The organism is Pseudomonas asiatica (assembly GCF_040214835.1).
GTDB lineage: Bacteria > Pseudomonadota > Gammaproteobacteria > Pseudomonadales > Pseudomonadaceae > Aquipseudomonas > Aquipseudomonas putida_Z.
This window is the reverse complement of the sequence record NZ_CP157874.1, coordinates 4,511,689-4,534,734: the sequence shown is the minus strand read 5'-3', so window position 1 is coordinate 4,534,734 and position 23,046 is coordinate 4,511,689. Positions and strand designations below refer to the sequence as shown.

Annotated in this window: 19 protein-coding genes; 7 read left to right on the top strand and 12 right to left on the bottom strand. The window is 66.5% G+C overall.

All coding sequences use genetic code 11. The annotated features are described in order from the left end of the window. Positions 1 to 8 precede the first annotated feature (8 nt). The 12 genes from ABNP31_RS20235 to tssA form a co-directional block, all read right to left on the bottom strand. Positions 9 to 443 carry a DcrB-related protein gene (locus ABNP31_RS20235; protein ID WP_238066845.1) on the bottom strand — a complete coding sequence of 145 codons (435 nt, stop codon included), beginning with the start codon at positions 441 to 443 and terminating at the stop codon, positions 9 to 11. Positions 444 to 454: 11 nt separating this feature from the next. After that, positions 455 to 2,392, bottom strand: a complete 1,938-nt coding sequence (locus ABNP31_RS20230) for a type VI secretion system tip protein VgrG (RefSeq protein WP_085665227.1) — start codon at positions 2,390 to 2,392, stop codon at positions 455 to 457. 11 nt (positions 2,393 to 2,403) lie between these two features. Next, positions 2,404 to 5,079 carry a type VI secretion system ATPase TssH gene (gene tssH, locus ABNP31_RS20225; RefSeq protein ID WP_317410298.1) on the bottom strand — a complete coding sequence of 892 codons (2,676 nt, stop codon included), beginning with the start codon at positions 5,077 to 5,079 and terminating at the stop codon, positions 2,404 to 2,406. Then, complete coding sequence (gene tssG / locus ABNP31_RS20220; protein WP_085706381.1) at positions 5,072 to 6,088, bottom strand: type VI secretion system baseplate subunit TssG; 1,017 nt, start codon at positions 6,086 to 6,088, stop codon at positions 5,072 to 5,074. Before tssG ends, tssH begins: the two co-directional genes overlap by 8 nt. Next, positions 6,085 to 7,947: a type VI secretion system baseplate subunit TssF gene (gene tssF, locus ABNP31_RS20215; protein WP_025340320.1), complete on the bottom strand. Its 1,863-nt coding sequence runs from the start codon at positions 7,945 to 7,947 to the stop codon at positions 6,085 to 6,087. The genes tssG and tssF overlap by 4 nt, the downstream gene beginning before the upstream one ends. Then, on the bottom strand, positions 7,944 to 8,459 hold the full coding sequence (tssE, locus tag ABNP31_RS20210; RefSeq protein ID WP_025340319.1) for a type VI secretion system baseplate subunit TssE: 516 nt from the start codon (positions 8,457 to 8,459) through the stop codon (positions 7,944 to 7,946). Before tssE ends, tssF begins: the two co-directional genes overlap by 4 nt. Further along, positions 8,453 to 8,893: a hypothetical protein gene (locus ABNP31_RS20205; RefSeq protein ID WP_075046098.1), complete on the bottom strand. Its 441-nt coding sequence runs from the start codon at positions 8,891 to 8,893 to the stop codon at positions 8,453 to 8,455. The genes tssE and ABNP31_RS20205 overlap by 7 nt, the downstream gene beginning before the upstream one ends. Continuing rightward, on the bottom strand, positions 8,890 to 9,330 hold the full coding sequence (locus tag ABNP31_RS20200; protein ID WP_025340317.1) for a type VI secretion system amidase effector protein Tae4: 441 nt from the start codon (positions 9,328 to 9,330) through the stop codon (positions 8,890 to 8,892). Before ABNP31_RS20200 ends, ABNP31_RS20205 begins: the two co-directional genes overlap by 4 nt. Positions 9,331 to 9,400: 70 nt before the next feature. Further along, a complete protein-coding gene (locus tag ABNP31_RS20195) occupies positions 9,401 to 9,889 on the bottom strand; it encodes an Hcp family type VI secretion system effector (RefSeq protein WP_025340316.1) in 489 nt (162 codons plus the stop codon). A 185-nt stretch (positions 9,890 to 10,074) separates the two neighbouring features. Next, the gene (gene tssC, locus ABNP31_RS20190) at positions 10,075 to 11,571 is read right to left on the bottom strand and encodes a type VI secretion system contractile sheath large subunit (protein ID WP_025340315.1); all 1,497 of its coding nucleotides are present in this window, start codon (positions 11,569 to 11,571) and stop codon (positions 10,075 to 10,077) included. 11 nt (positions 11,572 to 11,582) lie between these two features. Next, complete coding sequence (gene tssB / locus ABNP31_RS20185) at positions 11,583 to 12,098, bottom strand: type VI secretion system contractile sheath small subunit (RefSeq protein WP_025340314.1); 516 nt, start codon at positions 12,096 to 12,098, stop codon at positions 11,583 to 11,585. Positions 12,099 to 12,170: 72 nt separating this feature from the next. Continuing rightward, the gene (gene tssA, locus ABNP31_RS20180; RefSeq protein WP_075046096.1) at positions 12,171 to 13,208 is read right to left on the bottom strand and encodes a type VI secretion system protein TssA; all 1,038 of its coding nucleotides are present in this window, start codon (positions 13,206 to 13,208) and stop codon (positions 12,171 to 12,173) included. A 396-nt stretch (positions 13,209 to 13,604) separates the two neighbouring features. Between tssA and tagH the strand changes: the two genes are divergently transcribed. The 7 genes from tagH to ABNP31_RS20145 are packed head-to-tail and all read left to right on the top strand — an operon-like array spanning position 13,605 to position 23,033. Beyond that, positions 13,605 to 14,957, top strand: coding sequence for a type VI secretion system-associated FHA domain protein TagH (gene tagH / locus ABNP31_RS20175; protein WP_350012699.1), 1,353 nt, complete (start codon positions 13,605 to 13,607; stop codon positions 14,955 to 14,957). A gap of 39 nt (positions 14,958 to 14,996) precedes the next feature. Next, complete coding sequence (gene tssJ, locus ABNP31_RS20170; protein ID WP_350012698.1) at positions 14,997 to 15,494, top strand: type VI secretion system lipoprotein TssJ; 498 nt, start codon at positions 14,997 to 14,999, stop codon at positions 15,492 to 15,494. Between the two features lie 15 nt (positions 15,495 to 15,509). Beyond that, positions 15,510 to 16,844 carry a type VI secretion system baseplate subunit TssK gene (gene tssK, locus ABNP31_RS20165; protein ID WP_025340310.1) on the top strand — a complete coding sequence of 445 codons (1,335 nt, stop codon included), beginning with the start codon at positions 15,510 to 15,512 and terminating at the stop codon, positions 16,842 to 16,844. Positions 16,845 to 16,850: 6 nt separating this feature from the next. Then, positions 16,851 to 18,158, top strand: a complete 1,308-nt coding sequence (locus ABNP31_RS20160) for a DotU family type VI secretion system protein (protein ID WP_085619145.1) — start codon at positions 16,851 to 16,853, stop codon at positions 18,156 to 18,158. Further along, a complete protein-coding gene (gene tssM, locus ABNP31_RS20155; protein WP_350012697.1) occupies positions 18,155 to 21,664 on the top strand; it encodes a type VI secretion system membrane subunit TssM in 3,510 nt (1,169 codons plus the stop codon). Before ABNP31_RS20160 ends, tssM begins: the two co-directional genes overlap by 4 nt. Beyond that, positions 21,661 to 22,317 carry a type VI secretion system-associated protein TagF gene (gene tagF, locus ABNP31_RS20150; RefSeq protein WP_350012696.1) on the top strand — a complete coding sequence of 219 codons (657 nt, stop codon included), beginning with the start codon at positions 21,661 to 21,663 and terminating at the stop codon, positions 22,315 to 22,317. The genes tssM and tagF overlap by 4 nt, the downstream gene beginning before the upstream one ends. After that, positions 22,314 to 23,033 (top strand): PP2C family protein-serine/threonine phosphatase, encoded by a 720-nt coding sequence (locus tag ABNP31_RS20145; RefSeq protein ID WP_085665232.1) that lies wholly within the window; start codon positions 22,314 to 22,316, stop codon positions 23,031 to 23,033. Before tagF ends, ABNP31_RS20145 begins: the two co-directional genes overlap by 4 nt. Positions 23,034 to 23,046 lie beyond the last annotated feature (13 nt).

The window sequence follows — 23,046 nt, the reverse complement described above, 5'->3', positions numbered from 1 at the left end:
GTGCGCGATCAGCCCAGGCTGTCGAAGTCGAGCGACTGCTTGATGCTTGCCCAGTGCGCCGCTTCGGCCGCGCCCAGCGGGCTGGCCTTGACGTAGCTCAGGGCAAACATCTTGCGCGTGCCGGGCAGCACCAGGGCCAGCTGGTACTGATAGACCTTCTCCTGGCCCTTGCTGAACTGGCTGCTCAGCTCGATGGCGGCGATCGCCTGCCCGGCGCCTACCTGCACCGCCTGGGCGGGCTGCATGCGCAGGTCCTTGACCTGCTGCTGCAGGCGCTGCAACTGGCCGTCGAAATTGCTCTGCAAGGTCTCGCCTTCGGCCAGCAGGCTGCGGCTGATGATCAGCGAGGTGGCCAGCGCCTCGAAACGCAGGATGTTGATACTGCTGTCCTGCACGGCGGCATCGGGCAGGGCCAGGCGGAATTCGTTGATGCGATAACTCATGACAGGTCTCGTTACTGGTCGGAGCCGGAGAAGATCGCCTTCACCGAGTCGTCGATGGTCTTTTTCACACCCTGGTTGTCGGGCGCGGTCTGCGCACCGCTGCCGACGTTCAAGTCGAGGGTGCCGTCGGTATTGATCTCGCCGTTCTGCCTGGCATGGAAGCTGAACTGCTCGCAGCTGATATTGATCTGGCCGCTGGCGTTGAGCTCGATCACGCTCTTGCCGCACACCAGGCGCAGGTTTTCGCCCACTTCGATCAGGTAGCTGGTGCTGACGCTATCGGTCTTGCTGGCGCCGACCAGCAACATGTCGTCACGGCGCACGGCGCGGATGCGGTCCTGGCCGATGGTGATGGTTTCCAGCATGCCCACCGTCTGGGTACGGTTGATGCCGACCGCCAGCGTCTCGCTCTGCTCGACCACGGTGTCCATGTTGCGCTCGGCATGCACGTAGATCTGCTCGGCGCCCTTTTTGTCTTCCATGCGGATTTCATTGAAATTGGCCGGGCTGCCGCCTTTGCTCGAGCGGCTCTTCATGCCGCTTTGCGTAGCATTGGCGGGCAAGTCGTAGGGCACGCTCTGTTCGGCGTTGTAGACGCGGCCAGTGATGATGGGCCGGTCGGGGTCGCCTTCGAGGAAGCTGACGATCACCTCCTGGCCGATGCGCGGGATCTGCATCGAGCCCCAGTTCTTGCCGGCCCAGGCCTGCGATACGCGGATCCAGCAGGAGCTGTTCTCGTTGGACTGGTCGTGGCGGTCCCAGTGGAAGTGCACCTTCACCCGGCCATATTGGTCGGTCCAGATTTCCTCGCCGGCGGGCCCGACCACCACGGCGGTTTGCGGGCCCTTGACGATCGGCCGCACGGTGCTGCCCTGCGGGCGGAAGCTCTGCTGTGCGTCGATGCAGCTGAGGTTGCTTTCGAATTGCGCTGCGCTGCTGCCGGTGCCGCTTTCCAGGCGCTCCTGATGCACGTAGTAGCGTGCGCCGACGATCAGGTACTCGCGGTTCTGGTCCTGGCGGGTGAACCCGCTGAGGCTGAACAGGTGGCCACTGCCCAGGCCGCGGGCGTTGCCGCGCAGCTCGACCCGCTCGTGCAGGCTCTGCAGCGACTCCAGGCGAGTACGCGCGTAGTGTTCGCCATCCTGGCTTTGCTGGTAGGCGCCGGGGTAGTCGTACAGTGGGTAGTCACCGGCCTGGTGCGGGCGTGGCATGGCCGAGCGCACGTCGATGCGCGCGCTGGGGCGCTGGAAGTCGTAGTCGTTGAGCTCCAGGGAACCTGGCTGGACTTCCTGGGCCAGGTGCCAGTCGTTGATGTGGTCACGCTCGCGGTGCTGCCCGTCCGGCGGGTAGAAGGGCACGCTTTCGTAGCCAGGCACCTGCGGGTGCGCGCCATAGGCGTCGGCCAGCACCAGCACGTGGCGCTGCGCTTCGTGGCGGAAGAAGTAGTAGATGCCTTCCTCTTCCATCAACCGGCTGACGAAGTCGAAGCTGGTCTCGCGGTACTGCACGCAGTATTCGCGTTCGCGGTAGCTGCGGCTCAGGGCATCCTCGAAGTCGGAAAAGCCCAGGTCGCGAAACACCTGCTTAATGATCTGTGGCGCGCTCAGGTGCTGGAAGATGCGGCAGTCGCTGGTGCGGGTCAGCAGCCACAGCCACGGGCGCAGGGTGACCCGGTAGCTGGCGAACTGGCCCTGGTCCACCGACTGGCTGCAGCGGGCGACGATGCCATGGAAGTAACGTGACGTGCCGAGGCCCTGCTGCACGCTCAGGCTCATCGGCTTGCCCAGCAGGGCATTGAGGTCGATGGCCGGGTCGTCGCTGGTCAGCTGCAGCTCATAGTCGAACAGGCGGCCGAGCTCGTCGCTGCCACCCATTTCGGCCAGGATCAGCTTGTCCGGCCCCAACGGGCTGTTGATCTGCGCCAGGCGCGTGAACTGCGTGAACAGCATGGTCCGTCCTGTCAGTCGGCTGCGCCGAAGTCATAGTGCAAGTCGTTGTCGCGGCGGCTGATGCGCACGCTCGCCAGCGGCTTGCCTTCGAGCATGCGGGTGAGGAACTCGCGGCTCATGTCCGGCAGCAGGCCGTTGGTGAGGATGGCGTCGATCATGCGGCCACCGCTTTCGGTTTCGGTACAGCGCGAGACGATCAGCTCCACCACCCCTTCGTCGTAGGCGAAGCCGACCTTGTGCGTGCCTTCGACGCGCTTGCGGATGCGCTCCAGTTGCAGGCGGGTGATGGCCTTGAGCATGGCGTCGCTGAGCGGGTAGTAGGGGATGGTCACCAGGCGGCCGAGCAGCGCCGGCGGGAAGATTTCCAGCAGCGGCTTGCGCAGCTGGCTGGCCACCGCGTCCGGGTCGGGCAGGGCCTGTGGGTCGCTGCAAGTGCGCGCAATGAGCTCGGTACCGGCGTTGGTGGTGAGCAGAATCAGCGTGTTGCGGAAATCGATCTGGCGGCCTTCGCCGTCCTCCATCACGCCCTTGTCGAACACCTGGAAGAAGATCTCGTGCACGTCCGGGTGGGCTTTTTCCACCTCGTCCAACAGCACCACGCTGTACGGCCGGCGGCGCACGGCCTCGGTCAGCACACCGCCTTCGCCGTAGCCGACGTAGCCAGGCGGGGCGCCCTTGAGGGTCGAGACGGTATGGGCCTCCTGGAACTCGCTCATGTTGATGGTGATCAGGTTCTGTTCACCGCCGTACAGCGCCTCGGCCAGGGCCAGTGCGGTCTCGGTCTTGCCCACGCCAGAGGTGCCGGCGAGCATGAACACGCCAATCGGCTTGTTCGGGTTGTCGAGGCCGGCGCGGGAGGTCTGGATGCGCTTGGCGATCATTTCAAGCGCGTGGTCCTGGCCAATGATGCGCCTGGCCAGCAGGCTGTCGAGGTTGAGCACGGTCTCGATCTCGTTGCGCGCCATGCGTCCCACCGGAATCCCGGTCCAGTCGGCCACCACCGAGGCGACTGCCTGGTAATCCACGGTCGGCAGGATCAACGGGCTCTCGCCTTGCAGGGCGCTCAGGCGCCGTTGCAGGTCGGCCAGCGTTTCGCGCAGTTCAGGGTTGCCTGGCACCTGCGCGTCCTGGTCGACCACCCCGGCCTGGTCGCGCAGCTGGGCGCGGGTGGCCAGCAATTGGTCGACCAGGGCCTTTTCTTCGGCCCAGCGGCTTTCCAGCGTGGCCAGGCGTTGGCGCTCTTCGGCCAGCAGGGTGTCGGCCTGAGCCTGGCGCTGCCCGGTAGGCACACCGATGGCGGCTTCACGGGCGATGATCGCCTGCTCGACCTCCAGCGCCTCGATACGCCGGCGGCTGTCGTCGACCTCGGCTGGCACCGCGTGCAGGCTGATGGCCACGCGCGCGCAGGCGGTATCGAGCAGGCTCACCGATTTGTCCGGCAGCTGGCGCGCCGGGATGTAGCGGTGCGACAGCTTGACCGCGGCTTCGAGTGCTTCGTCGAGGATCTGCACCTGGTGGTGCTGCTCCATGGTCGATGCCACCCCACGCATCATCAGCAGCGCCTTGGCTTCGCTCGGCTCGTCCACCTGCACCACCTGGAAGCGGCGGGTCAGGGCCGGGTCCTTCTCGATGTGCTTCTTGTACTCGGCCCAGGTGGTAGCCGCCACCGTGCGCAGGCTGCCACGGGCCAGTGCCGGCTTGAGCAGGTTGGCGGCATCGCCGGTGCCGGCGGCGCCACCGGCACCGACCAGGGTATGGGCTTCATCGATGAACAGAATGATCGGTTTGGGCGAGGCCTGCACATCCTCGATCACCTGGCGCAGGCGCTGTTCGAACTCGCCTTTCATGCTGGCGCCGGCCTGCAGCAGGCCGACGTCCAGGCTGCGCAGCTCGACGTCCTTGAGCGCTGGCGGCACGTCGCCAGCGACGATGCGCAAGGCGAACCCTTCGACCACGGCGGTCTTGCCGACACCGGCTTCACCGGTAAGGATCGGGTTGTTTTGCCGGCGTCGCATGAGGATATCGACCAGCTGGCGGATCTCTTCGTCACGGCCGACGATAGGGTCGAGCTTGCCGCTTCGGGCCTGTTCGGTAAGGTCGACGGTAAAGCGCTTGAGCGCCTCCTGCTTGCCCATCGCCGCAGGCGCCACGGCGCCGCTGGCCTCGCCAGGCTGCCCAGCGCTGAAGCCGTCGGTGGCGGCCAGGTGGTTTTCCGGTGAGTCTCCCACGTACTCGTCGAAGCGTTCGCTCAACGCCTCGATCTTCAGCTTGGCGAACTCGTTCGACAGCCCCAGCAGGGCATGGCGCAGGCCAGGTGTCTTGAGGATGCCGACCAGCAGGTAGCCGCTGCGCACCTGGCTCTCGCCGAACATCAGGCTGCCGTATACCCAGCCGCGCTCGACGGCTTCTTCCACCTGCGAGGAAAGGTCGGTGATCGAGGTTGAACCGCGTGGCAGCCGGTCCAGTGCATCGGTCAGGTCGCGGGCCAGGCGCGCCGGCTCGATATCGAACTGGCGCACGATACGGTGCAGGTCGCTGTCCTGCAGTTGCAGCAACTGGTGCAGCCAGTGCACCAGTTCGACATAGGGGTTGCCCCGCAGCTTGCAGAACACCGTTGCGGCCTCGATGGCCTTGTAGGCGACGCTGTTGAGTTTGCCGAACAGCGCGGCGCGGCTGATTTCACCCATGGTCCTGGTTCCTTGTATGGTGGGCGGCGGCCGGCTGGTCGGCGTAGTACCGGGCCAGCTTCAGGTCGCGTGCATCGTGCGGAGGGCGGCCGAGCCAGGTATCGAAGCCCAGGCGTAGGCCGGCATTGAGTTGCAGTGCAGGCACCTGGTCCTGCGCGAGGATCAGGTTGAGGTCCCAGTCCAGTTCCTGGCCCAGGTATTCGGCGACCCATGCCGCCAGTTCGACGAAGGCCTGTCCGCCGGGCAGCAGGGCGTGGTACTGGTCGAGGCTGAGCGGGCCGAGGCACAGCCGGAACTTGTGCTGGCGGTCCCAGGCGTAGCGGCCCAGGCACAGGTCCACGCCCAGGCGGTTGGCGCGCACGCCGAGCTGGCTGCGTTCGGGCAGCTCAAGCCACTGGCCGACGTACTCTTCCAGTGTCACAGGCACGCCGAAATACCCGCTGAGGATGCTGCACAGGCCGTCCGGGTAGCGCGTTTGCGCGCTCAGGTGGCCGGACCAGTGCAGTTTGGCGGTGTCGGCCAGCGCGCCCTGGCCTTGCAGTTCGGGTTGGCCACGGCCACTGAGCGCCGCCAGGCGCGCGGCCCAGTAGTCATCACCCGGGCGATCGTGGCTGACGGTCGGTCGGGCTTCGGCCCAGGCACGGTAGAACAGGCTCAGCAGGCGGTGATGGAAGACGTCGAGGAACGCCTTGCTGGTCGAATCGGCATGGTTGCGCTGGCGCTCGCGCATGTATTCGGTCAGGTGCAGTGGCAGCGGCCCGTTGGGGCCACCGAGGCCGAAGAAAAACTGCTCCAGGCGCGCCGGCTGGTTGCCGTCGGCGCTGACCGAGGCCAGGGTCGACGGGGCGAACCCGCAGTCCAGGCGCTGGCCCAGGCGCACAGGCTCGTCGGCCAGGCGCAGGGAATGACCGAAGCGTGGCAGCTCGGGGTATTGCGCTTCGAGGCGGCGCAGCGCCTGGAAGAAGTCGTACGCCCAGGGCTCGTCCTGCATGGCCTGCAAGGTGTTCATAAGGTTGGCCTGCGCCCCGGTTTGGCCGACCAGCGCATGATCTCGCCGCGTTCGCTGGTGCGCAGTACCGTTTCGGTGAAGCTGTTGATCGACACGTAGCGGGTCAGGAAACGCTCGAACACCGCGCCGAGCAGGAACACGCCGGTCCCGCGGAAGGCGTTTTCGTCGAAGGTCAGGGTGATCTCCAGGCCACGCCCGAAAACGATCGGCCCGGGCATCGGCAGGCGTCGGGTGCAGGGCTTGCTGCTGACGTCGCGCAGGCCGTCGATCTGCAGATTCAGGGCGCTGTCCTGCGGGTCGCCATACAGGCGCAGCAATTCGCGCAGGGCGGCGGCGCCCTGGCCGTGCTCGGCCAGCGACAGGTAGTTCAGCGACAGCTGGCTGATCAGGCGCCAGGCGCGGTTGTCGTGGGCATGGCTGGCCTTGGGCCGGCTCGGGCCGGCCAGGCAACGCACGCCGGCAACCGGTGCGCTGTCGGCCAGGCTGAAGTCGCTGCGCCCGTCGCCAACACTCATGAACAGTGGCAGGTCGCGGTTGCTGCACAGGGCGCTGATACCCAGCTGGCGCAGGTCGTGACGGTAGGGTGCCTGCTGGCCGTCGACCAGGCTGATGAACGTTTCGCTGCCCATGTAGCTGGAGCGGGTGCCATTGCGTCGCTGGTCGCTGGACAGCACCCGCGGCTCCCGGCGCACGATGTAGTAGGCCTGGTCGCGGCCGTAGCGCGACGGGTCGCGCACCGCATAGAACGGCAGGAATTCCTGATCCGGCCCGGTGCCGTGGCCGGTGACCCGCTGCAGGGAATGGATCTCGAAATCGGTGGGCCGGGTGCGGTCGGCGATCACGTGGTGCTCATGCACTCGATCGGAAAGGTGCAGGCGGTCGACACGGCGCGGGAACAGGTTGATCGCCGGAGTGCAGAACGGCACGAACTGGCTCGCGCCGACGCTGCTCTCCAGGCTCTGGTCGAAGCGTTCGAACAATACCAGCACTTCCAGCGTCTGGCCGGTGCAGCGCTGTACGGCCTGCTCCAGCCCGGCAAAATCGACGAACAGGAAGCGCTGCGGCAGGGCGAAGTACTCCTGCAGCAGGCGGTAGCCCTGGAAGGCCTGGGGCACCACCGGCAACGCCGCTTCACGGTCATCGAAGCCACACGGGCGCAGGGCCTGTTCGACCGGAATACGTTCCACCCAATCGGCGCCGGGTTGGCGCACGAACACCGCACAGGCGCTGCCCAGCAGTTGCTCGTAGAGGCGGAACGGGGTTTCGTCGGCGCCGTTGAGGTACAGCGGCAGATGGCTGAGCGGCAAGCTGGCGAACGGCACCTCGGCGCCACTGCGCAGGGTCAGGCGCAGGCCGGCGCGGGCTTGTGGCACGCTGCTGGCCAGGCGCCCGAGCACCGCGCCGGGGTTGCCGAAGTACTCGGCGCGGGCTACCTGCAAGGGCCAGAGGGTGACGTCCTGGGTGCTGCGGAACTCGCACGGGGTTTGCGAGTTGCGCCCCAGGTTGGCGCGCAGCACGCTGTCACGCGGCAGGCGGAACCCGGCGGCCAGTGAACCCTCGTCGGGGTCGGTCTGCAGTTGCACCACGGTCATCGACGGGGTCGGCGCCAGGTAGTGCGGGTAGGCGATCTCCAGCAGGTTATGGGTGAAGGTCGGGTACTCGGCATCCAGCTTCAGTTGCACCCGCGCGGTGAGGTAGGCGAAGCCTTCGAGCAGGCGCTCGACATAGGGGTCGGCACACTCGATCCCGGACAGCGTCAGGCGCCCGGCGATCTTCGGGTATTCCCGGGCGAACTCCGCCGCACTTTCGCGGATGTGCTGCAGCTCCTGGTTGTACAGCTCGAGCAGGCGCGGGTTCATGCACGCCTCCGGCGTTCGGCAGGGGCCACGCGCACATGGCCGGACTCAAGGTCCACCTCGGTCTGCAGCAGCAACGGCAAGGCCGCCGGCTGGGCCCACAGGTCACCTTCGATTTCGAAACTCAGGGCGTTGGCATTCATCTCGCCGGGTGCGGCCTGGGCACGCACCTTCAGGGTATGGGCGAGGATGCGCGGCTCGTAGGTGGCGATGGCCTGGTGGATGATGCGCTCCAGGGCGGCCAGGTCGATGTTCGAGGCGCTGTTGCCGGCCAGGGCCGGCAGGCCGTAGTTGATCACCGAAGCCCCGGCCGGGGTGCCCAGGGTCGCGGCGCTGTCGAGCAGCGAAGTGGTGTTGAGCAACCAGGCGAGGTCGCGCAGTACCGAGGCCTTGAGCTGGTGCAGGCTGAGCACGCGCTTGTCCGGCGCTTCCTGCGGGTTGCCCGGGTCGTCGTCGGTCAGGCGGTCCAGCAGCGAGGGCTGCAGACGGTCGCGGGCGGCGATTTCGGCTACCACTCGAACAGCCCCACGAAGTTCTTCTGGTCTACAGGGCCGTTCGAGCAGCTGGCGCCACGTGCCAGGATGGAAGGCTCCAGGCGCTCGCCCAGCTGGCGAACCGCCTGGTACTGGCTTTCGCAACGGCCGGGTTGTGACGGGTCTGGCTGCACATGGCTGACAATGATGATCTGCGCGCCATTGAACTGCTCCACGCGAGGCTTGCCGCCATCTCGCTCCGGGCTGAGCTGGCAGGGCCAGGGCATCTCCAGCTGCAACAGCGAGGCATCGGCCTTGCGCAGCGCGCAGCGGCCTTCGTGGTTCACCAGCACGAGCTTTTTCCCGGCAAGGCTGACCTCTGGCGCCGCGTTCGACGAGGGAGCGGGGGGCTGTGCACAGGCATTCAGGGCGAACGCGACCAGCAGGGCCGGCATGGCTTTGGGCGCACGTTTCATTTCAGCTCCCAGAACCAGACGGCCTTGGAACGATGGGCCTGGTCGGCGAAATAGCCCGTGACCCGGCCTCTGTCCCACAAATCGATGTGATCGCCGGTACGGTTTTCGAATGCCTGCCCGGCACGGGCGAAGCAGTCCTTGAAGAAGATGATGCCGCGCTTTTCGCCGAGCTTGAGGCGGTCGCTTGCGCTGCCGCTCAGTTGCAGCGGGGCGCCAAGATGGTGCTTCCACAGCCAGTTGGCCAGCGATTCGGCACCCCGGGCATGGCCATGGGCACAACGTGGTTCGCTGTAGGTACCGGCGTTCACCTTGATGGTGTGCTCGCCGTTGAGCGCGATACTCATGCGGATGGCGCACTGGTTGTCCCAGCCGCCGTCGCAAGGCGAGGAGTCGGTCGGGTAGGCATTCCAGAGGTTGATGAAAGAAGGCTTGGCCATGGGGTTCACCGTGAGCGGGTGAGGTGGGGGAAGGCGCCCGCGCCAGCCAAGGCGGCGCGGGCGCGGTCGGTCAGATCTTGACGTTGGAGCGGATGTTCCAGCCGTACTTGATCGGGCCGCCTTCCTTGGTGCCGTCGGCTTTCTGCGGCTGATAGTCGACGGTGACCTTGGCGAAGTTCAGGGTCACGTGCTCGGTCAGGCGGTCGTCGCTGCCCGAGCCACCAGTGCTCAGCGAACTGATGATGACTTCTTCAAGGTTGATGATCAGGTACTCGACCTGGCTCTCGCCCCCGGCCTTGCGCACGGTCAGCTTGACCTTGTCGATGTGCTTGCCGCTGGAGCAGTGGGCCATCAGGTTGGGGCTGGCCTTGTCGATGTACTTGGTGATCGACAGGTCCTGGATGTTGACCTTGCCCGAGCCGCCGCCGCTGCCCATGTGCATGTTGCCGGACTGGGACATGCCCCAGCTCCAGTTGAGCACGTCGATTTCGTCCTTGTGGGCCTTGTCGTGGGACTCGCCCTTGATGTCGCCGATCTTGATGAAAATGTCTACAGCCATGGTGTCCTCGGTATTACGCGTCAGGTTGGCGGTTTGGTGCAGTTGGGGCTGCTGCGCAGCCCTTTCGCGACGCAAGGCCGCTCCTACAGAAGCTGCGTCGGTCTCTCACTCAACACACGACGTCGGCCCTCTGTGCAGGAGCGGCCTTGCGTCGCGAAAGGGCCGCGAAGCGGCCCCGAAGTCTGTCAGGCCCCTTTGGCCGAAGGCAGCTTCGATACCAGGCGCAGCGACACGGTCAGCCCTTCGAGCTGGTAGTGCGGGCGCAGGTAGAAGCGCGAGTTGTAGTAACCCGGGTTGCCTTCGACGTCCTCGACCACAACCTCGGCTGCTGCCAGCGGGTGCTGGGCCTTGGTGGTCTCGGTGGAGTGCGCCGGGTCGCCGTCGACGTAGTTGAGGATCCAGTCCTGCAGCCAGCGCTGCATCTCGTCCTTCTCCTTGAACGAGCCGATCTTGTCGCGAACGATGCACTTGAGGTAGTGAGCGAAGCGGCAGGTGGCGAACAGGTACGGCAGGCGCGCGGCCAGGTTGGCGTTGGCGGTGGCGTCCGGGTCGTCGTATTCGGCCGGCTTCTGCAGCGACTGGGCACCAATGAAGGCAGCGAAGTCGGTGTTCTTCTTGTGCAACAGCGGCATGAACCCGTTCTTGGCCAGCTCCGCTTCGCGGCGGTCGGAAATGGCGATTTCGGTCGGGCACTTCATGTCCACGCCACCGTCGTCGGTGGGGAAGGTGTGCGCCGGCAGGCCCTGCACTTCGCCACCCGACTCCACGCCACGAATGCGCGAGCACCAGCCGTAGTACTTGAACGAGCGGTTGATGTTCACGGCCATGGCATAGGCGGCGTTGGCCCAGGTGTACTTGCTGCTGTCGGCGCCGTCGGTGTCTTCTTCGAAGGCAAATGCTTCGACCGGGTCGGTCTTGGCGCCATAAGGCAGACGCGCCAGGAAGCGCGGCATGGTCAGGCCGATGTAGCGCGAGTCTTCGGACTCACGCAGCGAGCGCCAGCCGGCGTATTCCGGGGTGGTGAAGATCTTGGTCAGGTCGCGCGGGTTGCTCAGCTCCTGCCAGGAGCCCATGCCCATCACGGTCGGCGAGGCGGCGGCAATGAACGGTGCGTGCATCGAGGCGCAGACCTTCGACATCTCGCCCAGCAGCTCGACGTCGGGTGGCGACTGGTCGAAGTAGTAGTCGCCGACCAGGCAGCCATAAGGTTCGCCGCCGAACTGGCCGTACTCTTCCTCGTACAGCTTCTTGAACACCGGGCTCTGGTCCCAGGCAGTGCCCTTGAATTTCTTCAAGGTCTTGTGCAGCTCGGTCTTCGAGACGTTGAGCACGCGGATCTTCAGCTGCTCGTCGCTCTCGGTGTTGTTGACCAGGTAGTGCAGGCCACGCCAGGCGCTTTCCAGCTGCTGGAAGTCATCGTGATGGATGATCTGGTTGACCTGTGCGGTCAGCTTGGCGTCGATGGCGGCAATGATCTGCTCGATCGAGCCGATGGCATCGTTGGACACCAGGCTGGTCTGCGCCAGGGCCTGCTCGGCCAAGGTACGCACGGCGCTTTCGACCGCTTCCTTGGCACGTTCGGTCTTGGGCTTGAATTCCTGCAGCAGCAGGGCGGCGAACTCGCTCGGGTCCTGGGTGGCAGCTCCCGGCTGGGCCTGGGCGTCGCGCAATGGATCGTTCATGGGCTGTCTCCTCAGGCCTTGGGCTCGTTGTCGACGGGTTTCGGTGCACTGGCCAGGGCTTGCAGCAGGGCCGGGTCCTTGATGGCCTTGAGGATGATGTCCTCGGCACCGGTCTTGCCGTCCATGTAGGTCAGCAGGTTGGCCAATTGGGTGCGGGCCTCGAGCAGCTGGTTGAGGGCGTCGACCTTGCGCGCCACGGCGGCCGGGCTGAAGTCGTCCATGCTCTCGAAGGTGATGTCCAGGCTCAGGTTGCCTTCGCCGGTCAGTTCGTTGGGCACGTTGAAGGCCACGCGTGGCTTCATCGCCTTCAGGCGCGAGTCGAAGTTGTCAACGTCGATTTCCAGGAACTTGCGCTCGGCCACCGCTGGCAGCGGTTCGGCCGGCTTGCCGGCAAGGTCCGACAGCACGCCCATGACGAACGGCAACTGGACTTTCTTCTCGGCGCCGTAGAGCTCGACGTCATATTCGATCTGCACCCGCGGCGCACGGTTGCGCGCGATGAATTTCTGGGAGCTGTCTTTCGCCACGTTGTTCCTCCTGGTCGCCGGTACGGCGGCGCTGTTCGTTGCGGGCGTCGGTGTTGATGCGGGCCGAGGACGTCAGTTGTCCTCGGGGCCGCGCAGGTTCTCGAATTGCGACCAGCCATCGGGGATCAGGTCGCGCACAATGGTTGCGAAATCGGCATGGACCAGCTTCTTCGCCCGGTGCAGCAGTACCGGCAGCGGGCTTGATGGTTCGTGGCGGGCGTAGTACTGCAGCAGGCGGTCAAGGCTCTGCTGCACGTCTTCGCGGCTGTTGACTTCACCAGGGCGGGCAGCCGGCCGTGTGCCCGGGGCGGCACTGGCGGTCGCCTGCCGCTCGTCATCGCGCTCGGCAGCCGGCGTGTCATCGGCTTGCGGGGCTGGGCCCGCCCCGTCGGGGCAGTAGTCAGCCAGTACCTGCTGCACCTGGCGCAGCGGCTGGCGCAAGGCTGACAAATCGATACCGCTGGCCGAACCGACCTGGTCGTTGACCCGGCTCTCGATGGCGTCCACCGCCTCGCGGGCCAGCCGCAGCGCCTCTTGGCATTGCTGCAGCTGGTCGGGGTCGGCGTCACGCAGGGCGGCGGCCAGTTCCTCGGCGCTGAGCTGTTCGCTGGCGAAATGCTGCACGCCTGCGGCGTGCAGTGCCGCGCGCAGGGTGACCGGGCCAAAGGCACGGGAGCGCACCAGCACGGCATCACGCAGCAGCGCGATGTTGGTGTCGCAGGCCAGGCCGGCGAGGGCGTTGACCCGTACCGTAGGGTCGTTGTCGTCGGCGGCGTCCAGTTGTGGGTGCAGGTGCAGCCAGTACTCGCCGAGCAGATCGCGGATCAGTTCCAGGCTGGCGGCAAGCCCTGGGAGGCCGTGCAGGGCCAGGTTGGCCTGAAGCAGGAAATGGGTGATGCGCAGGTCCTTGCTGCGTTGCAGCAAGGTCGTGCTTGCCTGCTCGATATCGCGCCACTGTGGTGGCTCGGCAGGCTGGACGGCGTCGCCCATGACGCGCTCGGGGCGGCCCTGGGCGTCACGCTCCAGTTGCAGAAACTCGGCGTCATATTCGAGGTCATCGCCGCAGGGAAAGTCAGCGGAAACAGCGGCGAGCAGCGGCGATGCGTTCACCAGAATTCGATCTCCATATCGGCCCTTGGTGAGGGCGTGTTGTTGTGCGAAGTTGCAAGTGTGAACTGGCGCACAAACTTTCCAAAGAGTGCCGGGGTGATATCATGGTGATATTATTTTGGCACTTCGAAGTTGCGCATTTATGGTTTATTTATTCGCGAGTGTCAAGGTAAGCTACGCGCCCCCGAGTGCCAGCTGTGAATCCGTTGGCAGTTACCGAGCACCACTCGTCCGATTCCATTCGGTTAGCCTCGGCATTAGCGTTGAATAGCCGTCGTACGTTCGGTTGTGCGCACGAAGCCCCCGTGAATCAAGGGGTACAGCTGTATTTGAGTGGTTGTGGGAAAACAACTCAAATGGATGGATCGATGTTTTAAATGGATGCATGGAGGCGTGATGGCACTTTGCCTAACTATCACTAGTTACCACAAGATTACTCCCGGGCAATGCCCGGAGATGCGGCTGGAAACCGGTGCCATCACGCTTGGCCGTGCGGCGGAAAATGACTGGGTACTTCCTGACCCCGAGCGATTGGTATCGGCCCGGCATTGTGTGATCCAGTTCAAGGAAGGGCGATATTTTTTGACCGATGACAGTACGAACGGTGTGGAATTAGTTCGTGCCGGTATTCGCTTGCGTCGCGGTAACAGTGAGCAGTTGCTGGATGGCGAAGTTATCCGTATTGGGGAATACGAGATACAGGCGCGCATCGACGCGAACCTGCCTGGCGCCCTGGAGGGCGAACCCCAGGTACACAGTTTCGAGGCGCTGATGGCCAACCAGGTGGCGGCCCCGGCCGTTCCCGCCCCGCCGATTTCCGGTGCGCCGGCTGCGTTCCTGCAAGGTGCGTCGAACCACGACACGCTGCCTGACCTGTTCGACTTCCTTGGCCCCTCGAGCGTGCCGCCGGTCAGCCAGCCCGACCATGTGCCGGCTCAGCAGCACGACTTCCGCCCGCCAACCCCGGTGGTGGCGCCTGCCCCGGCCGCCGAACCGGCTGCGCCGGGGATGATCCCGGAAGACTGGAACCTGTTCGGCTCGGTACCGGCACCGGCTCCGGCTCCGACCCCGACTGCGCCGCCTGCGCCAGCCGTTCCTGCAGTGCCTGCACAGCCTGCTGCAAGCGAACCAGTCGCCGCACCTGCGCCAGCTGCAAGCAGCGATGCGTTGCTGCAGGCGTTCCTGCGCGGCGCCGGTATCGAGCACCTGCGCATCGACGCCGCCGACGCCGCCGCGCAAATGGAGGCCATCGGCCAAAGCTACCGCCTGATGGTGGAGGGCCTGATCGACGTGTTGCGTGCACGCAGCAGCCTGAAGGGCGAGTTCCGCATGCAGCAGACCACCATCGCCCCGGTGCAGAACAACCCGCTGAAGTTCGCCCCCAATGCCGACGAGGCGTTGCTGCTGTTGCTGCGTCACGGTAACCAGGCGTTCATGGCGCCGGACCAGGCCGTGCGCGAAAGCTTCGATGATGTGCGCGCCCACCAGCTGGCGGTGATGGCGGGCGTGCAGGCCGCAATCAAGCACCTGCTCGCGTGTTTCCAGCCGGCGCGCCTGGAGCAGCGCCTGGCACCTGCGGCGGGGCTGGCCAAGTTGTTCGGTGGCTCGCGCCAGGCCCACTGCTGGCAGCAGTTCACCGAGCTTTACGGGCAGATCTCCCGTGAAGCCGAAGACGATTTCCAGGAACTGTTCGGCCGCGAATTCAGCCGCGCCTACGAGGCCCACAGCAGCCGTTTGCAACGTAGTTGAGCGCACCCAGGAAGACCACGGTACGTCAAGAGGACAAGGATGAAAGCAATACGACTGGTCGCAGCCCTGAGCCTGGTGCTGCTGGCTGCCTGCAGCAAGGACACGCCGGTTGCCCCCGCTGCCGACAGTGCACCGGACAGCGCAGCCGTGACCCTGTATTTCAGTGCCGCCGAGGGGCTGAACCCAGGCCCTGGCGGCACGCCTGCGCCGGTACGGGTGCGCCTGTACGAGCTGAAGAACAGCGCCGCATTTGCCCGCGCCGACTACTTCGCCCTGGCCGAGCGCGCCCAGGCCACCCTCGGCGCCGACCTGATCGACCAGGACGAAGTGCTGTTGCAGCCCGGCGGCCAGTTGCGCCTGGAACGTCCGCTCGACCTTGCCACTCGCCACATCGGCCTGGTGGTCGGTTACCGCGAGATCGACCAGGCCCAGTGGCGCAGCGTGCTGCCGGTGCCGCCGCGGGACTATCAGATCAGCCTCGATGTGCGTGCCGTGCGCAGCGCCGTGGCCACCCCACAACCTGAACCTGCCCGCTAGGCAATCGGAGTCCCCATGTCCTGGAACAATCGCGTGGTGTGGTCGGAAGGCATGTTCATCACGACCCAGCATTTCCAACAGCATGATCGCTACCTCGAACACCTGGTCGACGCCCGCAACCGGCCGCTGAGCGTGGCCGCGTGGGGTTTCTCCGAGCTGCTGCTCGACCAGGGCCTGCTTGCCCAGGGCAAGGTGGCGATTCTCAGCGCCCGCGGCTTGCTGCCCGACGGCACGCCGTTCGACATCCCCCGCGACGACCTGCCACCTGCGCCGCTGGAAGTGCCCGACGATCTGCGCGATGGCGTTGTCCACCTGGGGCTGCCACTCAAGCGGGCGGGGGCCCGCGACACCGTCGACGAGGGCGAAGCCGTCGCTGGCGCCCGCTATGTCAGCCGTGTCAGCGAGGTGCGCGACGACAACGCGCCGTTCGAAAACCGTGCCCCGCTGGCCCTCGGCAGCCGCGCCCTGCGCCTGCTGCGCAGCGAGGACGGCCTGAGCGACTACGCCGCCCTCGGCATGCTGCGCATCCGCGAAAAGCGCGCCGACCGCGCGCTGGTGGTGGATGACAGCTACATCCCGCCAGTACTCGACGTGGCGGCCAGCCAGCAACTGTCCGGCTTTTGCGGCGAGCTGCTGGGCCTGCTGCACCAACGTGGCGAAGCGCTGGCGGGCAGGGTGGTCGCCTCGGCCAATGGCGGGGCGTCGGAGATTGCCGACTTCATGCTGCTGCAACTGGTCAACCGTGCCCAGCCGCTGGTCGAACACCTCAACCAGCTGAGCCCGCTGCACCCCGAGCGGCTGTACAGCGAGCTGGTGGCCCTGGCTGGCGAGTTCGCCACCTTCACCCGCGATGGCCGCCGCCCGCACAGCTTCCCGGTCTATCAGCACGACGACCTGGCGGCGACCTTCGCGCCAGTGATGGCCGCCTTGCGCGAGGCCTTGTCGACGCTGATCGACAGCAAGGCGGTGGCCATTCCCATCGTCGAGAAGGCCTACGGCATCCATGTTGGCATGCTTGCCGACCGCAGCCTGCTCGACAGCGCCAGTTTCGTCCTGGTGGTGCGTGCCGATGTGCCCAGCGAGACGCTGCGTAGCCGCTTTGGCCAACAGAGTAAGATCGGTTCGGTGGAACACATCCGCGACCTGGTCAACCTGCAACTGCCGGGCATCGGCCTGCTGCCGTTGCCGGTGGCGCCCAGGCAGATCCCGTTCCATGCCGGCTCCACCTACTTCGAGCTCGACCGGGGCAGCGAGCACTGGAAGCAGTTGCAACACTCCGGTGGCTTTGCCTTCTACGTTGCCGGCGAGTTCCCCGGCCTGAGCCTGGCCTTCTGGGCCATTCGAGGATAACCCGCGATGCACCCGGAAGATCCGCAGGCCAACGACCGTACCCAGTTCATGCCGCGCCCCGGTGGCCGTGCTGCCCCGCAACCCGCCGCGCCAGCGCCGCAGCCGCCGCCGTTGCAGGTACCGGCCGAGCCCCTGGCGCCTGGCCAGGGCGTGGGTGTCAACCCGCTCGAGCAGGCGGCCGGGCCGTTGCTGGCCTTGCTTACCCGCCTGCGCAACACCATCGCTCATTCGGCGCCGGCCAGCCTGCGGGCGCAGTTGCTGGCCTATCTGCGCCAGTTCGAGACCCGTGCCGAAGCCGCCGGGGTGGTGCGCAACGAGGTGCTGCTGGCGCGCTATGCGCTGTGCACCGCGCTGGACGAGGCAGTGCTCAGCACGCCGTGGGGCAGTGCCAGCGACTGGAGCCGGCAGAGCTTGCTGATCACGGTGCACAACGAGGCCTGGGGCGGTGAGAAGGTGTTCCAGCTGATGGAGCATTGCCTGCAGAGCCCGCGCGAACGCCTCAACCTGCTGGAGCTGTTGTACCTGTGCACCAGCCTCGGCTTCGAGGGCCGCTACCGGGTCATGAACGATGGCCGCGCCCAGCTCGAAGCGCTGCGCGAGCGCACCGCTGCGGCAATTCGCAGTGCCCGTGGCGAGCGTGAGCGCGAACTCTCGCCACACTGGCGTGGGGTGGCTGTCAGCCGTGACCGCCTGGCCCAGTTCGTGCCGCCATGGGTGGGCCTGGCGGTGGCCGCGGCATTGCTGTTGCTGCTGTTGTTCGGCCTGCGCCTGAAGCTGGCCGCCGATGCCGAGCCGGTGTTCCGGGGTATCCACGCGCTGGGCGAAATCCCGGTACAAGCCATGGACCGCCCGGTGCTGCAGCCCAAGCCCGTGGAGCGCCCGCGCCTGGCCGGGTTCCTCGCCGATGACATCAAGGCCGGCCGGGTTTCCGTCGAAGACGCGGTCGACCGCTCGGTGGTGACCATTCGCGGTGACGAGCTGTTCGCCAGCGCCAGCGCCAGCATCAAGGGCGATTTCCAGCCGCTGATGCTGCGCATCGCCGAGGCAGTGGCCAAGGTCAAGGGCAATGTCCGGGTCACCGGGCACAGCGACAACCAGCGCATCGCGACGTTGCGCTTCCCGTCCAACTGGGCGTTGTCGCAAGCGCGCGCCGAAGAGGTCAAGGGCATCCTCGCCGCGCGCACCGGGCAACCCGAGCGCTTCAGCGCCCAAGGGCTGAGCGACACCGAGCCCCTGGCGTCGAACGACACCGCGCAGGGCCGGGCGAAGAATCGCCGGGTTGAAATCACCGTTCTGGCGGAGGGCGTCGAGTGAAGGCGTTTTTCAGTTTTGTCATTCGCTGGGTGATCCCGCTGCTGGGCCTGATCGCCCTGAGCCTGATCATCTGGTTCGTCGGGCCGTTGCTGGAAATGCTGGCGTCGCCCACGCCACGCTGGCTGCTGATCGTCCTGCTGTTCGCCCTGTGGGGCGGCTACCGCGCCTGGCGCATCGTGCAGGCGCGCCGGCAGGCGGCCAAGGTCATGCAGAGCCTGGCCGCAGAAACTGCCCCGGACCCTGCCAGCGTGGCCACCACCGAAGAGCTGGCGGCGCTGCGCCAGCGTATGGACGAGGCCCTGGCCCTGTTGAAGAAGGCCCGCCTGGGCGGTGACGAGCGTCGCAACCTTTACGAGCTGCCGTGGTACGTGATCATCGGCCCGCCCGGCTCTGGCAAGACCACCGCGCTGGTCAACTCCGGCCTGCACTTCCCGCTGGCCGCGCAACTGGGCGAGGGCGCCATCCGCGGTGTGGGCGGCACGCGCAACTGCGACTGGTGGTTCACCGACCAGGCGGTGCTGCTCGACACTGCCGGCCGCTACACCACCCAGGACAGCCACGCCCAGGTCGACAAGGCGGCCTGGCTGGGCTTTCTCGACCTGCTCAAGACCCAGCGCTCGCGCCGCCCCATCGACGGTGCATTCATCGCCATCAGCCTGTCCGACCTGCTGCTGGGCAGCGACGCCGAGCGCGCCGCCCACGCCGCGGCGATCCGCGCGCGCATCCAGGAGCTGTACAGCCAGCTGGGCGTGCGCTTCCCGGTGTACCTGATGCTGACCAAGCTCGACCTGGTGCCGGGCTTCATGGAGTTCTTCGACAACCTGGGCAAGGACGAACGCGCCCAGGTGTGGGGCATGACCTTCCCGCTGGATACTCTCGAGCAGGGCGCTGACGGCCCGTTGGCGCAGTTCGACAACGAGTTCGCATTGCTCGAACGGCGGCTCGGCGAGCGCCTGGTCGAGCGCCTGCAACAGGAGCGCGACCCGGCCCGGCGCGACCTTGTCTACGGCTTCGTGCAACAGTTCGCCGCCCTGCGTGGCAACCTTAAAACCTTCCTCGACGGCATCTTCAAGCCCAACGCCTTCGAGGCACGGGCGTTGCTGCGCGGTGTGTACTTCACCAGCGGCACCCAGGAAGGCAGCCCCATCGACCGGCTGATCGGCAGCATGGCCCAGAGCATGGGCCTGGACCGTGCGCACCTGGCACGCCAGAGCGGTAGCGGGCGCAGCTATTTCATCGAGCGGTTGTTCACTGCCGTGGCCTTTGCCGAGCGCGGCCTGGTCGGCAGCAACCCCAAGGTGGAGCGGCGGCGCCGGTGGATCGCCCGTGGTGCGCTGGCCGTGAGCGTGGCGCTGGTGCTGCTGGTCGGAACCTTGTGGGCCCTCAGTTATCGGGCCAACCAGCAATACATCGCCGAAGTCGACAGCCGCCTTCAGCCACTGGGCAAAAGCGTGCAAGGCCTGAGCCCTGCGCAGCGCAACGTGGTCGACGTGCTGCCGCTGCTCAACGCCGTCCGCCACCTGGCGGACGACCCTCCCAACTGGGCCGAGGGCTTGGGCCTGTACCAGGGCGACATGCTCGAAAGCGAATCGCAGAGCCTGTACCGCAAGCTGCTGATCGCCATTTTCGCCCCGCGCCTGGTCACCCGCATCGAGGAACAGCTGTATGCCGGGGGGCCATCCGATTACCTCTACGAAGGGCTCAAGGCCTACCTGATGCTGGCCGATGCCGAGCACTACGACCCAGACTTCATCAAGGCCTGGATCACCCTCGACTGGGAGCGCCAGTTACCCCGCGACCTTGCGCCCGACCTGCGCCAAGCCCTGGGGCAGCACCTGGCGGCGCTGTTCGAGAAACGTCCGCCGAACGCACGCCTGGACCAGCGCCTGATCGACGACACCCGTCGCCAGCTGCAGCAGTTGCCGGTGGCCCAGCGTGTTTACGACCGGGTCAAGCGCCAGAAGCTGCCACGTGGGGTCGAAGACTTCCGCGTCAGCGACGCTGCCGGGCGTGATGCCGCCCTGGTGTTTCGCTTCAAGAGCGGCAAGCCGCTGAGCGAGCCGCTGCCGGGGCTGTTCACCGTGCAGGGCTACCGCCAGGCATTTCTAGCCGCCAGCCTGGCGCAGAGCACCACGCTGGCCGAGGAACGCTGGGTACTGGGCCGCGCGCCGAGCGAAGCGGGCGATGCCAAACGCCTGGCCGACGATGTGCAGCAACTCTACTACCAGGATTACATCCGCCACTGGGATGCCCTGCTCGACGACCTGGACGTCGTGCCTGTCACCAGCGTTGGCCAAGCCGCCGACGTGCTGCGGGTGCTGTCCGGGCCGACCTCGCCGATGAAGCAGCTGCTGCAGGCGGTGGCCCGTGAAACCAACCTGGCGCAGCCGACCACGCTCGACAAGGTCCAGGACAAGGCCGAGCAGGCCGGTGTCGACCAGCTGCGCCAGCGCCTTGGCGGGCTGCTCGGCGACGCGCCGCTGCCCGTCGACAGCCCCGCGGCCCGCACGCAGGACCCGGTGACCGCGCATTTCGCCGAGCTGGCCACGCTGGTCGGCAGCGGTGAAGGCCAGCCCGCCGCCATCGACGGCTTGCTCACCGACCTCAATGCGCTGTACGTGCAGGTCAGCGCCATGGTCGGTGCCAGCGGCGACGCCTTGCTCGGCGAGGCCAAGAACCAGGCCCAGGCTGCGGCGCAACGGGTAGCCCTGGGCGCGGCGCGCCAGCCCAGGGTGGTGCAGAACCTGGTCAGTTCGGTACTCGGCTCGACCCATGGCATCGTCATGGGCGGGGTGCGCAACCAGCTCAATGCCGCCTGGGCCAGCGAAGTGCTGAATGTCTACCGCCAGTCGCTCAGCGGCCGCTACCCGCTGGTGGCCGGCAGCTCGCGCGACGCCACCCTGGAAGACTTCGGCCAGTTCTTCGGGGTCGGTGGGGTAATGGACAACTACTTCCGCAAGTACCTGCAGCCCTACGTCAATACTTCCAGCACGCCCTGGAGCTGGCAGCCGGGCGCTGCGCAGAAGCTCGGGATCAGCGGCAACGTGCTGTACACCTTCCAGCGCGCGGCGACCATCCGCGATGCGTTCTTCCGCAGCGGTAACGGCCTGCAGCCAAGCGTGCGTTTCGAGCTCAAGCCGGTGGCGATGGACGCGAGCATCACCCAGTTCCTGCTCGATCTCGACGGCCAGCAAGTCAGCTACGACCACGGCCCGAGCCGCCCGGTGGCGTTGCAGTGGCCCAACCCGAACAGCATCGGCGTGGTTCGCCTGTCGATCGCGCCGCCATCGGCCAGCGGCCGTTCGGGGCTGACCGTGGAAGGCCCATGGGCGTGGTTCCGCCTGCTCGACCAGGCCGACCTGGTGGCTGGCAGCTCGCCGGAACGTTTCAACCTGCGTTTGCGCGTGGATGGCGCCAGCGTGTCGTACGAGCTGCGTGCCAGCAGCGCCTTCAACCCGTTCCGCAGCCGAGTGGTCAGCGGTTTCAGCCTGCCGGAGCATCTGTGAACGACGTGGGTTTCTACGGAAAACTGGCCTGCCGCGGCGACTTCGTCAGCCGTGGCTTGCCGCAGACCTTCATTCAGCCCTGGGACCAGTGGCTGGCCGCCGGTATCCAGGCCAGCCAGCAGGCGCTTGGCGAGGCCTGGCTGCAGGCCTACCTGGTCAGCCCGTTGTGGCGCTTTGCCCTGGCGCCTGGGGTGTGTGGCCCGGACGCGGTGGTCGGCGTGCTGATGCCGAGCATCGACCGGGTGGGGCGGTATTTTCCGCTGAGCGTGGCGCAGGTGCTGGAGCCCGGGGTGGCGATCGCAAGCATCGTTGGTGGGGCCGATGAGTGGTTCGAAGGTGTCGAGGCGGCTTTGCTGGGCACGCTTGAAGCGGATGCGGCTTTCGAGCATTTCGAGGCAGCCTTGCAGCCTTTCGACCAACCCCGGCCGCTGCTGCAGGGGCCACGTGTGGCCGTGGGCGGGTTGCAGCGGCTGGACGGCAGCACGCCGCAGGGCAGGGCGTTGGCCCTGGCCGAATGTGCCTGCGAAGGCATGAGCCTGTGGTGGGGCCTGGGCAGCGAGCGGATCGCACCTGGCCTGCTGCGTAGCCAGGGCCTGCCGCGCAGCGAGCAGTTCGCCGCGTTCCTGCTGGGCAGCGAGGCGAGACCAGCATGAGCCGCGTGCACTACAGCGCGGCCAGCTACAGCCATGTAGGCATGGTCCGCAAGATCAACGAAGACGCCTGCCTGGAGCTGACCTGGGATGGCCTGTGGGCCGTTGCCGACGGCATGGGTGGGCATGCCGCCGGCGACTATGTGAGCAGCCTGGCCGTGGACAGCCTGCGCCAGTTGCCGCTCATCGATGGGTTGGAGGATTTCACCCAGGCCCTGCGCGACACCTTGGCCCAGGTCAACAGCGCCGTACGCGAGGAGACCTTGCGCCGGGGCGTGGCGATGATGGGCAGCACGGTGGTGATCCTGGCCGCACGCGGCGACCGGGCGGTAGGCCTGTGGGCTGGTGACAGCCGCCTGTATCGGCTGCGCGATGGTCGCATCGAGCGCCTGTCGCATGACCACAGCTATGTCCAGGAACTGCAGGACAGCGGCCTGCTCAACGAGGCCGAAGCCCGCGTGCACCCGCGCGGCAACATCGTCACCCGCGCCATCGGCGTCGAGGACCAGCTCGAACTCCAGGCGGTGGATGTGCAGGTACTGCCGGGCGACACCTACCTGCTGTGCAGCGACGGCTTGAACAAGACCGCCGAAGACCACGAGATCGCCGACGTGCTCGGCCACGCCGACCCCTATCAGGTGGTCCGCAGCCTGGTACACCTGGGGCTGACCCGTGGCGCCCCTGACAACATCACCGCCGTGGTGGTGAAGGCGAAATGAAGAGCACCCCGAA